The sequence below is a fragment of the Pseudomonas sp. NPDC089428 genome, assembly GCF_044749325.1.
GTDB lineage: Bacteria > Pseudomonadota > Gammaproteobacteria > Pseudomonadales > Pseudomonadaceae > Aquipseudomonas.
Genome location: NZ_JBIVHT010000004.1, coordinates 92,121 through 106,379 on the forward strand (window position 1 = coordinate 92,121; position 14,259 = coordinate 106,379).

Below are 14,259 nucleotides of genomic sequence, written 5' to 3' on the forward strand. Positions count from 1 at the left end.
TGTGTGCGCTGACAGGCGCGGATTCAGCTGTGGGAATACATCTGCAACCCAGGTGTGGCGGTGCGGACCTGCAGAATGCTGCCGGTCTCGGATTCGGTAATGAAAAGGGTCTGTCCGTCATCGCCACCGAAGGCCAGGTTGGTGTTGCTGATACCGGCGCAGGAGACGATGCGTTGCAGCGGTTCGGCGACTTTCGACAGCTTCCACACCGAGCCGAAGCCGGTATGGGCGATGTACAAGTTGCTCTGCGCATCGAGGGCCAGGCCGTCGGGCCCGCCCAGGCCGCCATGCAACTGCGCGAAAACGCCCACCTTGCCGACGATCGAGCCGTTGCCCAGCGGGATGCGCCAGATCTGCTGCGCGCGGGTCACGGCCACCAGCAGGTGATTGAGGTGAGGGTCGTAGACGATGCCATTGGGGCTGGGAATGGTTCCCAGCAGACAGGTCAGGTTGCCCTTGGCGTCCAGTTTGTATACCCGGCCCGTGGCGTCCTGCAGGCCAGTCTGGCCCTGGTCGGTGAAGTACAGGTCACCGTTCGGCGCGAACACCAGGTCGTTGACGCCCTTGAAACCTTCGGAACCGGCTGAGTCCAGCAGCGGCTCGATGGCGCCGGTCTGCGGGTCTAGCAGCATGATCCCGCGCTTGTAGTCGGTGATGAATATGCGCCCGTCCTGGTGAATCTTCAGGCCGTTGGGCCAGCCATCGTACTCACAGACCAGTTCCCATTCGCCTTGGGGCGAGATGCGGAAGATGCGCCCGTTGGGAATGTCGGTCACATACAGGCGCCCCTGGCGGTCGAACGACGGGCCTTCGAGGAATGAGTCGATTGCGCGTCCCTGGCGGTTGGCGTTGGCCCAGGCCGTTGGGCGCGGGTGGCGCAAGTGCTCGGGCAGGCGCGTGAAGAGGGTGGTTTCGACGGTCGGCGGGGCAGCGAAAAAGCTCATGGGTGCTCCTGGCGGCAAAGGGCGCGTGGGCGCCCGGGCGTTGTTTGTTGTTTTGTTTAATGCAACGTCATTGCAAAATAAATCATAAAATGGCGAAACGCGACCAATTTCTCCCCTTGTTTTTTTACGTCTTGACGAAAGGCTAGTATTTGTGAGCTTCTATAAAGGAAATGGCGTTCCAAAATAACAACAAATGGAGTTTGCTATGCACAACCGCTCATGGCGCAAGCTGTGCCGCCCTCATCGATCCCTTGCAACCCTCTCGATTGCCCTTGGTCTTGCTGCTGCCAGTGCCACGGTGCAGGCCGAGCAAGGCCGCGTGGTCCTGGCCATCCAGTACGGTTATGCCTATTTGCCGGTCACGGTCGCCGACAAACTGGGATTGTTCGTTCAGCAGGCCAAGGCCCATGGTCAACCGGAGGCGTCCTTCGAGATCAAGCGCATCAGTGGTGCGCCGGCGATCAATGACGCGCTCATCAGCGGCAATGTGGATATTGGCGGTTATGGCTTGTCCGGGACCTTGATTGCCTGGGAGAAGACCCGGCGCTCGCTGGATGTGAGGGCCCTGTGCGCCTTGGTGGCGGGGGACAACGGCTTGTTCGTGAATGACCCGGCGATCAAGTCGCTGGCCGACTTCAAGGACGATGACAAGATCGCGGTCAGCTCGCCCAGCGGCCAGCAGGCCCTGCTGCTGCAAATGGTCGCCGAGCGCCAGTTCGGTCCTGAGCAGATCCACAAGCTGGACCGCTTGATGGTCAGCCTGCCGCACCCTGACGCGACGTCCAGCCTGCTAAACAAAGCCGGCATCAAGGGCTACATCGGTCCCAATCCCTACAGCTACCAGTTGGCCCAGGACCCCCGGGTAAGCAAGCTGTTCGATTTCTCCTCGGCGCTTGATAGGCGCATGACAAGTGGCGTGCTGGCCAGTACCGGCCGCTTCGTCGACAACAACCCGCAGTTGAGTGCTGCCGTGGTGGCGGCAATCGATGAGGCCAACACATACATCCGCAAGGAACCGCGCAAGGCGGCGCAATTGTTCCTGGCCAGCGAGCCCTCAAGCCTCTCGCTCGATCAGGTCGAGGCCATGTTGCGCCAGGTCAGTGGTGAGTGGTCAGTGCAGCCGAGCGGGGTCATGGCTCTGGCCGATTTCATGGTGCGTTCCGGGGCGTTGAAGAAGGCCCCCGACGATTGGCGTGCGGTGTTCTTCGCCCCTGTGGCTGACGGGGAGGGTAGCTGATGAGCCTGCTGTCTCCCATCGCCTTGCCCACACAGGCCAGCGCACGCGCGCTGCTGTGCGTGGACAACGTCACCCTGCAGTACAAGACGCGTGATCAGCTGATCACTGCGACCCATCAGGTCTCGTTCGACGTGCAGCGCAATGATCGCTTCGTCTTGCTGGGGCCGTCGGGCTGCGGCAAGTCGAGCCTGCTCAAGAGCGTCGCCGGGTTCGTCGAGCCGGTGGCTGGCCAGATCTGCCTGGATGGGCACGTGGTCCGCGAACCTGGCCCGGATCGCATGATGGTGTTTCAGGAGTTCGACCAACTGATGCCTTGGAAAACGGTGATTGCCAACATCATGTTCCCTCTGCAAGTCACCGCGCGCTTCCCGCGCGATGAAATTGCCGAGCGGGCCGCGCGCGCAGCCGCAAAGGTTGGCCTGGACAAGTTCAAGGACGCCTATCCGCATCAGTTGTCGGGCGGGATGAAGCAGCGCGTAGCCATCGCCCGCGCGTTGGCGATGGAGCCAGCGATGCTGCTGATGGACGAGCCATTCGCGGCGCTGGATGCGCTGACCCGTCGGCGCATGCAGGAAGAGTTGCTGGAATTGTGGGATCAGGCGCCGTTCACGTTGATGTTCGTCACCCACTCGATCGACGAGGCGATCGTACTGGGTACGCGCATTCTCGTGCTTACCCCACACCCGGGGCAGGTACGCGCCGAACTCGATGCCAGCGCTTTCGGCTTCTCCGATCAGGGCAGCAAGGCTTTTGGCCAGCTGCACCAGCGCATCAGCCACATGCTCTTCGGCCACAGTGAGACTGCCCATGAATAAGCCTGCAATCCAGCCACGTGCCGATGTCGAGTACGCCCCGGCGCCACCCGGGCAGGTGGGTGATGTCGCCCGGCGGCTGGGCCTTCTCGAAAGGCTTTTTGCGCACACCGGGGTGCGCCGGGCCCTGGTGCTGGTGGTGCTGGCCGTGGTCTGGGAGGTCTATGCCCGTTACCTGGACAACCCGCTGATGTTTCCGGCCTTTAGCGAGACGGTGCAGGCCATGACTCAGGACTTGCTCAACGGCGTGCTGCCACTGGCGGTGTTGAGCTCGCTCAAGGTGCTGTTGATGAGCTATGCACTGGCTATCGGCCTGGCGGCGGTACTCACCTCCCTGGCGGTTTCCACCCGGCTCGGCACCGATGTGCTGGCAACCTTGACGGCGATGTTCAACCCGCTACCGGCCATCGCCATCCTGCCCCTGGCCATGCTGTGGTTTGGCCTGGGCATCCAGAGCCTGATGTTGGTGATCGTGCATTCGGTACTGTGGGCGGTATCGCTCAACACCTACTCGGGCTTCCAGTCGGTCAGCCAGACCCAGCGCATGGCTGGGCGCAATTACGGGTTGCGAGGCCTGCGCCTGGTCACGCGCATCCTTATCCCTGCTGCGGTGCCATCGATCCTGGCTGGCCTGAAGATCGGCTGGGCGTTCGCCTGGCGTACCTTGATTGCCGCCGAACTGGTGTTCGGCGTCTCGGGTAACTCTGGTGGCCTGGGTTGGTATGTGTTCCAGCATCGCAATGCGCTGGAAACGCCAAACGTGTTTGCCGGCTTGCTGATGGTCATCGTCATTGGCCTGGTCGTCGAGGGCCTGGTGTTCCGTAGCATCGAGCTGGTCACGGTGCGCCGATGGGGCATGCAGGGCTGATTCTGCGTCGATTCCAATAACAAGAAAACCGGCACCCGTGCGCGGGTGCCCAGGGAGCTTTTGCCTTGAAATCCTTACCTTCCTTTTGTGGTTTTGCACTGGCTGCGACGGGTGGCCTCGTGGCGCTGCCAGCGCAAGCGGCGTTTCTTGCCGACAGCCATGCCAACCTGGCGATGCGCAACTTCTATTTCAACAGTGACAACCGCGACGGTGCCGCTCAGCCTTCCAGGACCGAGGAATGGGCCCAAGGCTTCTTGCTTGACCTGCGCTCGGGGTATACCGGCGGAGTAATCGGCGTCGGTGTGGATGCGATGGCCATGCTGGGCGTGACCCTGGACAGTGGCCGTGGTCGGCACGCAGGCAGCACCATGATCCCTTCCGATGGCGAGCGTGCGGTGGATCAGTGGGGCAGTGCCGGCGCGACCCTGAAGCTGAAAGCGAGCAAGAGCGAGCTGCGGGTTGGCCAGTTGATGCCGAAAATGCCTGTGTTGGTGGCCTCGGATGGTCGGTTGTTGCCGCAGACCTTCCAGGGCGTGCAGTTGCAGTCAAAGGAGTTCGACAACCTCATGCTGGTCGGCGGTGCGCTGGACCGCGCGCGTGGCCGGGCTTCCACCGACCTGACCGGCATGGCCGTGAGTGGCGGCACCCAGGAAAGCGACCGTTTCTATTTTGCCGGTGCCGATTACCGTGCCACCGATGCGCTCGTGCTGCAGTACTACGTTGGAGAGTTGCAAGACTACTACCAGCAGCATTTCGCCGGCCTCAATCACACCTTGGCACTTACTGACGACAGTTCGCTGACCACCGACCTGCGTTACTTCCGCACCCGCTCGGACGGTGCCAACGGCAGCGCTTCGGGAAGGGCGCGGGGCTATACGGTCGGCGGTTATACCGCCGATGGGGACGGTGAGATCGACAGCGACCTGTGGAGCGCGGCGTTCACCTATCGCCTGGGTGGCCACTCGCTCATGCTGGGCTACCAGCGCGTTTCCGACGACAGCAACTTCGTGCAGATCAACCAGGGGTCGATCGACAAGGGCGCCGGTGGCAGCAGCCTGTACCTGTGGACCGACAAGATGCTGCTGAGCTTCACCCGTGCTGGCGAGCGCACTGGCTTTGCGCAGTATGGCTACGACTTCACGGCGTTGGGTGTGCCTGGGCTCAAGGCCTCGGTGATGTACCTCAACGGTGAGCACATTCAGACTGCCGGTGGCAGCGAACAGTCTGAGTGGGAGCGGGACTTTTCCTTGGACTACGTGATCCAGAGCGGTACCTTCAAGGGGCTGGGCGTGGCCTGGCGCAACGGCAAGTCCCACAGTGAAGCGACCCGCAATGGCGATCAGAACCGGGTGATCGTCAACTACACCGTGGCCTTGTTTTGAGCCAGCAGCAGGAGCCGACCATGCATGCTCCCCACGCCCCGGTCCGACCACAGTGGCTCGCCCAGGTGAGTGAAGCGCCCCTGGACCCCAACCGCGCCATCATTGATGCCCACCATCACCTGTGGGACCGGCCCGGCCAGCGCTATCTCGCCGAGGATTATCTGGCCGACATCGCCTGCGGCCATCGGCTGGTCGCCTCGGTGTATGTCCAATGCCGTTCGATGCTTGCCGTCGACCGCCCGGAGCCGTTTCAGGCGGTGGGCGAGGTCGAGTATGCCAACGGTGTGGCGGCGTACAGTGCCAGCGGCGTGCTGGGGGAGCTGCGGTTGTGCGCGGCCATCGTCGGTGGTGCCAACCTGCTGCTGGGCGACGCCGTGGCGCCGGTGCTCGACGAGATGCTCCAGCGCGCTGGCCCGCGTCTGCGCGGGATTCGCAATACCACGGCCTGGCATGCGGACCCGCGGCTGATCTCCAACCCCCGGCCGCCACCGCCGGGCATTCTGCTGGAGCCGGCATTCCACCGAGGGCTCGTCCAGCTTCAGCGGCGTGGGTTGGTGCTGGATATCTGGGCCTACCATACCCAGTTGGGTGAGGTGCTTGAGGTAGCCCGCACGTTTCCGGAGCTGCTCATCGTTGTCGACCATCTCGGCGGGCCGCTGGGTGCAGGGCCGTATGCCGGCCAGCGCGATGCGGTGTTCGCGCGCTGGTCGGCTGACCTTCGCCAACTGGCGCAATGTGCCAACGTTCGCTTGAAGCTGGGAGGGCTGGGGATGAAAGTGGCAGGTTTCGATCACCATGTCGCCTCCCGGCCACCAGGCTCGGCCGCGCTGGCTGCTGTGTGGCGGCCGTACCTGCTGCAGGCGATAGACTGCTTTGGTGCACAGCGCTGCCTGTTCGAAAGCAACTTCCCGGTCGACAAGGGCATGTTTGGCTACGGTGTGCTGTGGAACGCGTTCAAGCGTGTGGTAGCAGACTTCGCCGAGGCTGACAAGGATCGCCTGTTCAGCGGTACTGCCCGGGAAACCTACAGGATCGAGGGATGACGAGCATGGCGCCGGGTGAGCGCAGCATCACCACTTGAGCAAGCCCTGTTCCTGGCCGGTCGGCGTGATGGCTGGCCGGCTGCACTTCTGCTCAAGACACTTCACCTTCAACGATGATGGTGCCGCATCGGCTATTGCTGGCATGATGGCGGTTGCCAGGGCATTGGCAGATAATGATTTTCTGGGCCCTGACAAAGACTTGGGCAATTCAAAGGAGAGGACCTACTGATGGTTAATGTTCGGCCGCGTCCTGCGGTGAATGGCGTGGCTTCGGCTGATCGCGTGCTGACAGTGCTCTCTGCGTTCCAGGTAGGGGACACGTCTTTGACCCTTGTGGAGCTTGTCGAGCGTACCGGACTGATCAAAAGTACCATCATGCGTCTGATGGTCTCGCTGGAGAATCATGGTTTTGTCAATCGCATGGCAGACGGGCGCTACCAACTGGCCAGCGAGGTCATGCGGCTCAATGCGGTCTATGAGGAAGGCATCGATCTGGAGCGTCATGTGATGCCCCGGCTGCATCTGTTGGCAGAGCGTACTGGCGAGACCGCTTCGTTCTACGTACGCCACGGCGCTTACCGGATGTGCCAGTATCGAGTCAACTCACCTCATCGCCTGCGCATGCACGTTCAACCTGGTGACATGCGACCGATGGACGACGCCGCTGGCGCCCAGGCTTTGCGCGCGCCTTATGCGAACGGTATCGCCATGCGCCGGCCGTTTTTCTCGATGGGGGCCACAGACCCGCATGCCGCATCGGTGGCCTTTCCCGTGTATGGTGCTGGCGATGAACTGGTCGGTGCACTGGTGCTCTCCGGCCCTTCCAGCCGGCTCACCCCGGAATGTGCCGAGGCCTTCAACGACATTTTCTTCGAGGCTACGCGTGACCTGATGCGCAGCCTTGGCTGCAAGGCCGCAGAGGGCTTGCCGGCGCTTGAGAAGCTATAACCACCAGCAAGTCGGGGGGGGCGGGGCGCGATAGCGGCCTTGCGGCCGCTGGCGTCGGTAAACCCGGACCGCTCAGCGCAATGATCGTGGTACCCGTGCGCCGTTCGGTCCGGTAACGCGGATCACTTGATCAGCGGTACGCCACTGAGCTTCTGCAATTCGTCGAAGTCGATATCAGCGCAGATCTCAACCACTTTCAGGCCATCGGCGGTGACTTCCAGCACGGCCAGGTCGGTGTAGATACGGCTGACGCAACCGATGCCGGTCAGCGGGTAGGTGCACTCGGGCACCAGCTTGCTTTCGCCGGACTTGGTCAGGTGGTCCATCATCACGAACACCTGGCGGGCGCCAGTGGCCAGGTCCATCGCGCCGCCCACGGCGGGGATCGAACCTTCGGCGCCGGTGTGCCAGTTGGCCAGGTCGCCCTTGACCGATACCTGGAAGGCGCCCAGTACGGCGATGTCCAGATGGCCGCCACGCATCATCGAGAACGAGTCGGCGTGGTGGAAGTAGGCACCGCCGGTGAGCAGGGTCACGTGTTGCTTGCCGGCGTTGATCAGGTCATCGTCTTCCTCGCCTGGCGCGGGGCTTGGGCCCATGCCCAGCAGGCCGTTCTCGCTGTGCAGGAACACTTCCTTGTCGCCCAGGTAGTTGGCCACCAGGGTTGGTGCGCCGATGCCCAGGTTGACGTATGCGCCTTCCTGGATGTCCGCGGCCACGCGCTGGGCCATCTCGGTGCGGGAGAGCTTTTTGGTGATGGTCATGGCAGGCCTCAGACAGCGTTGGCGATCGAAGAAGCGGCAGCGCCGGAAACGGCGACCACGCGCTGGACGAAGATACCCGGGGTGATGATGTGTTCCGGGTCCAGCTCACCGAGTTCGACGATCTGGTCGACCTGGGCGATGGCGGTCTTGGCGGCCATGGCCATGATCGGGCCGAAGTTGCGCGCGGCCTTGCGGTAGACCAGGTTGCCCCAGCGGTCACCCTTGTGCGCCTTGATCAGCGCGAAGTCGGCGTGCAGCGGCATTTCCAGCACGTACTGGCGGCCATCGATCTCACGGGTTTCCTTGCCTTCGGCCAGCAGGGTGCCGTAGCCGGTCGGCGAGAAGAACGCACCGATGCCCGAACCTGCGGCGCGGATACGCTCGGCCAGGTTGCCTTGCGGTACGACTTCCAGTTCGATCTTGCCGGCCCGGTACAGTTCGTCGAAGACGTAGGAGTCAGACTGACGCGGGAAGGAGCAGATTACCTTGCGCACGCTACCGGCCATCAGCAGAGCGGCCAGGCCGATCTCGCCGTTGCCGGCGTTGTTGCTGATGATGGTCAGGTCGCGGGCACCGGTGGCGATCAGCCCATCAATGAGCTCAGATGGCATGCCGGCAGTGCCGAAGCCGCCGACCATGATGGTCGAACCGTCGGTAATCCCTTCCACCGCGCTGGCGATGGACTCAAACGTTTTATTGATCACAGCGAGCTCCTGGTTCTTCCTGGAGTATGGATTGTCGACCTGGCCGCGTGCTGACGCGGTGGGGCCATTCAGCGCTTTGAGTTATGTGCTGACTTGCCTATAGCGTGCCGCAAGACTGGGCAACAGTAGAGGGGCCCGAGCGGAATTTGTGCGATTACCGAACTGTTGTGCGATTTATGAGCGGCTCAGGTCATGGCCGCTCACTCGGATGCAAACGACGGTCTTTCCGCAAACCAGGCCACCGCCAGTTCCTTGAACGCCTCGGCCGACGGCGTCAGCGGATAGCGCAGGTCTTGCGCCAGCACGATGCTGTGGGTGGGCAGTTTCTCTTCGGTCGGGCGACAGACCAGCGCTTGGCCGTCATAACTGCGGTCACCAAATGGCCGGGTGTAGATCAACGCCACGCCAAACCCATTGGCGACCAGGCTGCGCTGCAGTTCGAATGTGCGCACACGGTGCACAGCGGCGGGTGCAAGGTCATAGAAGCTGAACAGGTCCAGCACATGCTGCCAGCTGTGAACCTGATCGGTGACCACCAAGGTGTATTCGGAAAGCGCCTTGAGGCTGACGCGCGACGCCTTGGCCAACGGGTGGTCGGCCGCCAGCAAGACCTGAGCGGTCAGCTGGCACAGCTGAGTGCATTGAGTGTTCGGCGGCAAACCCAGATCGTAGGTGATCGCCAGCTCTATCGCCCCCTCACTCAGCCGCTTGCCAACATACTCGAAGCTGCCATCGCGCATATCGACAGTGACTTTTGGGTAGGACGCTTGCAGCCGTCGCACGATTTGTGGGAGGCAATAGGGCGCAAGGTCCTCGAAACACCCGACCACCAGTTCGCCCACACACTCGCCTGCATTGGCATGGATCTCGGCGAAGGTCTGCGCCTCTGCCAGCACGCGCCGGGCCTGGACCATGACGGTACGGCCGAAGGGGGTCAGCGAGATGCCCAGGCCACGTTGGCGGATGAAAATCGATTGCCCCAGCACCTCCTCCAGTTCGGTGATGGCCGCCGAGATGGAGGGTTGGGAAACATGAAGCTCCATGGCCGCCGTGGTCAGGTTGCCGTGCTTGGCCGCTGCGAGCGCATAGCGAAGTTGGCGCAATGTGAACTTCATAGGTTTTTCCGTTGTGATGCATCAGGACTTATTATTTTATCCTTTTTTTACATTGTGAAATATTTCTCCTGCGCAGTGCTCACCAAGGCAAGGCGCGCCAGCCAGCCTGGCGTCCCTCTTTGGGCCGGATGCCCTCGAATACTGCAATCAATGTTCTTGTTTGGGAGCGTCACAATGACAATTACAAAGGCTCTGCTGACCACGACACTTTCAATCGGCCTGCTGGCGACCGCCGGCGTCAGCCAGGCGGCCGGTTGGTGCGAATCGGGCAAACCGGTGAAATTCGCTGGTTTGAACTGGGAAAGCGGGATGCTGCTCACTGATGTGATGCAGTTCGTGCTGAAGAATGGTTATGGCTGCGAGACCGATAGCCTGCCGGGTAACTCCATCTCCATGGAAAACGCCCTGAGCAGCAATGATATCCAGGTGTTTGCCGAAGAATGGGTAGGGCGCAGCGAGGTCTGGAACAAGGCTGCGGCGGCCGGCAAGGTCGTCGGCGTCGGCTCGCCCGTGGTTGGCGCGGTTGAAGGCTGGTATGTGCCACGTTATGTGATCGAAGGCGATGCCAAGCGCAAACTCGAAGCCAAGGCGCCGAACCTCAAGCGCATCGCCGACCTGGGGCAATACGCCCAGGTATTCAAGGACCCGGAAGAACCGGACAAGGGGCGTTTCTACAATTGCCCGGCTGGCTGGACCTGCGAGCTGGACAACAGCGAGATGCTCAAGCGCTACGGCCTGGAGAACACCTACACCAACTTCCGCCCGGGTACCGGCCCGGCACTGGATGCCGCCGTTCTGTCGAGCTACAAGCGTGGCGAGCCGATCCTGTTCTATTACTGGTCGCCGACGCCGCTGATGGGCCAGGCCGACCTGGTCAAGCTGGACGAGCAGCCAGGCGTGGATAAATCCGTGGCCATCAAGGTGGGTGTGTCGAAGGCCTTCCACGAGCAGGCGCCGGAACTGGTGGCAGTGCTGGAAAAGGTCAACCTGCCGATCGATCTGCTGAACCAGAACCTGGCGCGCATGAGCAAAGAGCGCATCGAATCACCGGACCTGGCCAGGTTGTTCCTCAAGGAACACCCCGAAGTCTGGCACAGCTGGGTCAGCGAAGACGCAGCCAAAAAGGTCGACGCGGCACTCTGAGCGTGCGGGCGCGCCCGGCGCCTGCCGGACACGCCACACGACCGTCCGCTTCCTGCACTTGCTCGAGAGAATTCCATGTTTCCCAAAAACTTCACGTTTTCCATTTCCGACTGGGTCAATGGTTGGGTCGATGCGCTGGTAAGCAACTACGGTGACGTGTTCCGGCACATCTCCGACACCCTGTTGTGGGCCATCGTCAACCTCGAAGGCCTGCTGCGCGCCACACCCTGGTGGCTGATGCTGGCCATTGTCGCGGGGGTTGCCTGGCATGCTACCCGTAAAGTCGCGACCACGGCGGTGATCGTCGGCCTGCTGTTCCTGGTCGGCGCGGTAGGCCTGTGGGACAAGCTGATGCAGACCTTGGCGCTGATGCTGGTGGCCACCCTGATATCGGTCCTGGTCGGCATTCCACTGGGCATCCTGTCGGCGCGCAACGATCGCCTGCGGGCGGTGTTGATGCCGCTGCTCGACATCATGCAGACCATGCCCAGCTTCGTGTACCTGATTCCGGTACTGATGCTGTTCGGCCTGGGCAAGGTGCCGGCGATCTTTGCCACCGTCATCTATGCCGCGCCGCCGCTGATTCGCCTGACCGACCTGGGCATTCGCCAGGTGGATGGCGAGGTCATGGAGGCAATCAATGCCTTCGGTGCCAATCGCCTGCAGCAACTGTTCGGCGTGCAACTGCCACTGGCGTTGCCGAGCATCATGGCCGGCATCAACCAGACCACCATGATGGCCCTGTCGATGGTGGTCATCGCGTCGATGATCGGCGCCCGGGGGCTGGGTGAAGACGTGCTGGTCGGCATTCAGACCCTGAACGTGGGCCGCGGCCTCGAAGCGGGCCTGGCCATTGTGATTCTGGCGGTTGTGATCGACCGCATTACCCAGGCCTATGGCCGGTCACGGCATGGGGTGGGCAAATGAGCGCGAAGCAGATGATGAACAAGATCGAAGTCAAGCATGTGTTCAAGATCTTCGGTGCGCGCGCCGAAGATGCCCTGCAACTGATCCGCCAGAACAAAGCCAAGGATCAGGTCCTGGCAGAAACCGGCTGCGTGGTCGGGGTCAACGATCTGTCGTTGTCCATCGGCAGCGGTGAGATCTTCGTGATCATGGGGCTGTCGGGCTCGGGCAAGTCGACCCTGGTGCGTCACTTCAACCGCCTGATCGACCCGACCAGCGGCGAGATCCTGGTCGATGGCGAAGACATCCTGCAATACGACATGCAGGCCCTGCGCGAATTTCGCCGGCACAAGATCAGCATGGTGTTCCAGAGCTTCGGCCTGTTGCCGCACCGCACCGTGCTGGACAACGTTGCCTATGGCCTGAAAGTCCGTGGCGAGAGCAAGGCCACGTGTGCCGAGCGAGCCCAGCACTGGATCAATACCGTGGGCCTGAAGGGCTACGAAAGATCCTACCCGCACCAGTTGTCGGGTGGTATGCGACAGCGCGTGGGCCTGGCCCGTGCCTTGGCTGCCGACACCGACATCATCCTGATGGACGAAGCCTTCAGTGCCCTCGACCCGCTGATTCGCGCCGAAATGCAGGACCAGTTGCTGGAACTGCAGAAGACCCTGCACAAGACCATCGTCTTCATCACGCACGACCTGGACGAAGCCGTGCGTATCGGCAACCGAATTGCCATTCTCAAGGACGGTCGCCTGATCCAGGTCGGCACGCCGAAAGAAATCCTCTACCAGCCTGCGGACGAATACGTAGATCGTTTCGTGCAGCGCCGCGTAGCTTCGCTTTAAGGAACCGCGTGTATGTCGTTTGCCGAAAGAATCATCATCGCCGACGCGCCCGTTCGCTGGCAGGACGTGGTGGCCGTGGCGCGGCATGGGGCGAAGCTTGAGCTGGCCCCATCGGCCTGGGCGCGCATCGAGAATGCCCAGGCGATTGTCCAGCGCATCGTTTCCAGCGGTGAGCGCGCCTATGGCGTCAACACCGGGCTTGGCGCCTTGTGCAATGTCTCGTTGCAGGACGAACAACTCAGCCAGCTGTCGCACAACACGTTGCTCAGCCATGCCTGCGGCGTAGGCGCAGCGCTGTCCGATGAACAGACCCGGGCGATCATGTGCGCGGCGATCATCAATTTCTGCCAGGGCCGCTCCGGCCTTCAGCGCAAGGTGGTCGAGGCGCTGCTGACCCTGCTCAACCAGCACATCACCCCGCAGGTCCCGCAGCAGGGTTCGGTGGGGTACCTGACCCACATGGCGCATATCAGTATCAGCCTTTTGGGCGTCGGCGAGGTCAGCTACCGCGGCCGGATCGTCCCGGCGCAGCAAGCCTTGGACGAGGTTGGCCTGGCACCGCTCAGGCTGGGGGCCAAGGATGGTCTGTGCCTGGTCAACGGTACCCCTTGCATGACCGGCCTGAGCTGCCTGTCGCTGGACGACGCCACGCGCTTGAGCCAATGGGCGGACGTCATAGGCGCCATGAGCTTCGAGGCCCTGCGTGGCCAGCTCGACGCCTTCGACCCTGAAATCATCGCGATGAAACCGCACCCCGGCATGCAGCGTGTGGGCAGTAACCTGCGGCGCCTGCTCGACGGCAGCGAAATCATTGCCAGCAGCCACGGCATTCGCACCCAGGACGCCTTGAGCATTCGCTCGATCCCGCAGGTTCATGGCGCGGCGCGGGACCAGCTGGCACACGCTGCGCGGCAGATCGAAACCGAACTCAACTCCACCACCGACAACCCGATGTTGCTGGGTACACCCGAGTCCTATCGGGTGGTGTCCCAGGCCAACCCGCACGGCCAGTCCGTGGCCATGGCGGCCGACTTGCTGGCGATTGCGGTGGCCGAGATCGGGGCGATTGCCGAGCGTCGGCTCGATCGCCTGATCAACCCGTTGGTCAGCGGCTTGCCGGCCTTCCTGGTCAGCCAGCCGGGAGTCAACTCGGGCATGATGATTGTCCAGTATGTGGCCGCTTCGCTGTGTGCAGAAAACCGTCAGCTGGCTCAGCCGGCCGTTATCGACAACTACGTCACCTCCGGTCTGCAGGAGGACCATCTGAGCATGGGCACCAATGCCGGGTTGAAGCTGCACCGCGCGCTGGAGAACTGTACGCAGATCCTCGCCATCGAATACCTGTTGGCGGCCCAGGCCTTCGAGTTCCTCAAGGAGCAGCGCTTTGGTGCAGGCACCCAGATTGCCTGGCGGTTGTTGCGCGAACGGGTTCCGGCCTATGCCCAGGACCGCTGGCTGGCCCCGGACATCGTCAGCAGTGCATCGATCCTGAAGGACCCTGGCCTGCTTGGCGCCGCATTCCCCGACTTGCTGTGACAGCTG

General features: G+C 62.3%; 15 protein-coding genes. 11 read left to right on the top strand and 4 right to left on the bottom strand.

All coding sequences use genetic code 11. The annotated features are described in order from the left end of the window. Positions 1–23 precede the first annotated feature (23 nt). Positions 24–944 carry an SMP-30/gluconolactonase/LRE family protein gene (locus ACIPZ5_RS09320; RefSeq protein ID WP_261940345.1) on the bottom strand — a complete coding sequence of 307 codons (921 nt, stop codon included), beginning with the start codon at positions 942–944 and terminating at the stop codon, positions 24–26. Positions 945–1,149: 205 nt separating this feature from the next. Here ACIPZ5_RS09320 and ACIPZ5_RS09325 point away from each other — a divergent pair, with 205 nt between their 5' ends. From ACIPZ5_RS09325 to ACIPZ5_RS09355, 7 genes are all read left to right on the top strand, one after another. Continuing rightward, complete coding sequence (locus tag ACIPZ5_RS09325) at positions 1,150–2,181, top strand: ABC transporter substrate-binding protein (RefSeq protein ID WP_343597066.1); 1,032 nt, start codon at positions 1,150–1,152, stop codon at positions 2,179–2,181. Beyond that, positions 2,181–2,996, top strand: a complete 816-nt coding sequence (locus ACIPZ5_RS09330; protein WP_261940343.1) for an ABC transporter ATP-binding protein — start codon at positions 2,181–2,183, stop codon at positions 2,994–2,996. The genes ACIPZ5_RS09325 and ACIPZ5_RS09330 overlap by 1 nt, the downstream gene beginning before the upstream one ends. Continuing rightward, positions 2,989–3,861, top strand: coding sequence for an ABC transporter permease (locus ACIPZ5_RS09335; RefSeq protein WP_400807995.1), 873 nt, complete (start codon positions 2,989–2,991; stop codon positions 3,859–3,861). The genes ACIPZ5_RS09330 and ACIPZ5_RS09335 overlap by 8 nt, the downstream gene beginning before the upstream one ends. Before the next feature lie 119 nt (positions 3,862–3,980). Next, the gene (locus tag ACIPZ5_RS09340; RefSeq protein WP_261940341.1) at positions 3,981–5,243 is read left to right on the top strand and encodes an OprD family porin; all 1,263 of its coding nucleotides are present in this window, start codon (positions 3,981–3,983) and stop codon (positions 5,241–5,243) included. 20 nt (positions 5,244–5,263) lie between these two features. Next, positions 5,264–6,286, top strand: a complete 1,023-nt coding sequence (locus tag ACIPZ5_RS09345) for an amidohydrolase (RefSeq protein WP_261940340.1) — start codon at positions 5,264–5,266, stop codon at positions 6,284–6,286. A gap of 34 nt (positions 6,287–6,320) precedes the next feature. Then, positions 6,321–6,515 carry a hypothetical protein gene (locus tag ACIPZ5_RS09350; protein ID WP_400808000.1) on the top strand — a complete coding sequence of 65 codons (195 nt, stop codon included), beginning with the start codon at positions 6,321–6,323 and terminating at the stop codon, positions 6,513–6,515. After that, entirely contained in the window at positions 6,515–7,234 is a 720-nt protein-coding gene (locus tag ACIPZ5_RS09355; protein WP_261940339.1) for an IclR family transcriptional regulator, read from the top strand. The genes ACIPZ5_RS09350 and ACIPZ5_RS09355 overlap by 1 nt, the downstream gene beginning before the upstream one ends. 122 nt (positions 7,235–7,356) lie before the next feature. Here ACIPZ5_RS09355 and ACIPZ5_RS09360 read toward each other — a convergent pair whose 3' ends face one another. The 3 genes from ACIPZ5_RS09360 to ACIPZ5_RS09370 form a co-directional block, all read right to left on the bottom strand. Continuing rightward, on the bottom strand, positions 7,357–7,998 hold the full coding sequence (locus ACIPZ5_RS09360; protein WP_085677045.1) for a 3-oxoacid CoA-transferase subunit B: 642 nt from the start codon (positions 7,996–7,998) through the stop codon (positions 7,357–7,359). 8 nt (positions 7,999–8,006) lie between these two features. Next, positions 8,007–8,702, bottom strand: a complete 696-nt coding sequence (locus tag ACIPZ5_RS09365; RefSeq protein ID WP_060507494.1) for a 3-oxoacid CoA-transferase subunit A — start codon at positions 8,700–8,702, stop codon at positions 8,007–8,009. 200 nt (positions 8,703–8,902) lie between these two features. After that, the gene (locus ACIPZ5_RS09370) at positions 8,903–9,817 is read right to left on the bottom strand and encodes a LysR family transcriptional regulator (RefSeq protein ID WP_261940338.1); all 915 of its coding nucleotides are present in this window, start codon (positions 9,815–9,817) and stop codon (positions 8,903–8,905) included. A gap of 174 nt (positions 9,818–9,991) precedes the next feature. Between ACIPZ5_RS09370 and ACIPZ5_RS09375 the strand changes: the two genes are divergently transcribed. The 4 genes from ACIPZ5_RS09375 (at position 9,992) to hutH (ending at position 14,253) form a co-directional block, all read left to right on the top strand. Then, positions 9,992–10,960, top strand: a complete 969-nt coding sequence (locus ACIPZ5_RS09375; RefSeq protein ID WP_261940337.1) for an ABC transporter substrate-binding protein — start codon at positions 9,992–9,994, stop codon at positions 10,958–10,960. 75 nt (positions 10,961–11,035) lie between these two features. Further along, positions 11,036–11,887 carry an ABC transporter permease gene (locus tag ACIPZ5_RS09380; RefSeq protein WP_400808004.1) on the top strand — a complete coding sequence of 284 codons (852 nt, stop codon included), beginning with the start codon at positions 11,036–11,038 and terminating at the stop codon, positions 11,885–11,887. Further along, entirely contained in the window at positions 11,884–12,717 is an 834-nt protein-coding gene (locus tag ACIPZ5_RS09385) for a glycine betaine/L-proline ABC transporter ATP-binding protein (protein ID WP_261940336.1), read from the top strand. Before ACIPZ5_RS09380 ends, ACIPZ5_RS09385 begins: the two co-directional genes overlap by 4 nt. 12 nt (positions 12,718–12,729) lie before the next feature. Further along, positions 12,730–14,253, top strand: coding sequence for a histidine ammonia-lyase (gene hutH, locus ACIPZ5_RS09390; RefSeq protein ID WP_261940335.1), 1,524 nt, complete (start codon positions 12,730–12,732; stop codon positions 14,251–14,253). The last annotated feature ends 6 nt before the right edge of the window (positions 14,254–14,259 follow it).

Coding starts and splice junctions, on each gene's coding strand:
- ACIPZ5_RS09370 (WP_261940338.1), bottom strand. CDS start 9,817: ATGAAGTTCACATTGCGCCAACTTCGCTATGCGCTCGCAGCGGCCAAG.
- ACIPZ5_RS09360 (WP_085677045.1), bottom strand. CDS start 7,998: ATGACCATCACCAAAAAGCTCTCCCGCACCGAGATGGCCCAGCGCGTG.
- ACIPZ5_RS09380 (WP_400808004.1), top strand. CDS start 11,036: ATGTTTCCCAAAAACTTCACGTTTTCCATTTCCGACTGGGTCAATGGT.
- ACIPZ5_RS09355 (WP_261940339.1), top strand. CDS start 6,515: ATGGTTAATGTTCGGCCGCGTCCTGCGGTGAATGGCGTGGCTTCGGCT.
- ACIPZ5_RS09375 (WP_261940337.1), top strand. CDS start 9,992: ATGACAATTACAAAGGCTCTGCTGACCACGACACTTTCAATCGGCCTG.
- ACIPZ5_RS09330 (WP_261940343.1), top strand. CDS start 2,181: ATGAGCCTGCTGTCTCCCATCGCCTTGCCCACACAGGCCAGCGCACGC.
- hutH (WP_261940335.1), top strand. CDS start 12,730: ATGTCGTTTGCCGAAAGAATCATCATCGCCGACGCGCCCGTTCGCTGG.
- ACIPZ5_RS09320 (WP_261940345.1), bottom strand. CDS start 944: ATGAGCTTTTTCGCTGCCCCGCCGACCGTCGAAACCACCCTCTTCACG.
- ACIPZ5_RS09385 (WP_261940336.1), top strand. CDS start 11,884: ATGAGCGCGAAGCAGATGATGAACAAGATCGAAGTCAAGCATGTGTTC.
- ACIPZ5_RS09335 (WP_400807995.1), top strand. CDS start 2,989: ATGAATAAGCCTGCAATCCAGCCACGTGCCGATGTCGAGTACGCCCCG.
- ACIPZ5_RS09325 (WP_343597066.1), top strand. CDS start 1,150: ATGCACAACCGCTCATGGCGCAAGCTGTGCCGCCCTCATCGATCCCTT.
- ACIPZ5_RS09345 (WP_261940340.1), top strand. CDS start 5,264: ATGCATGCTCCCCACGCCCCGGTCCGACCACAGTGGCTCGCCCAGGTG.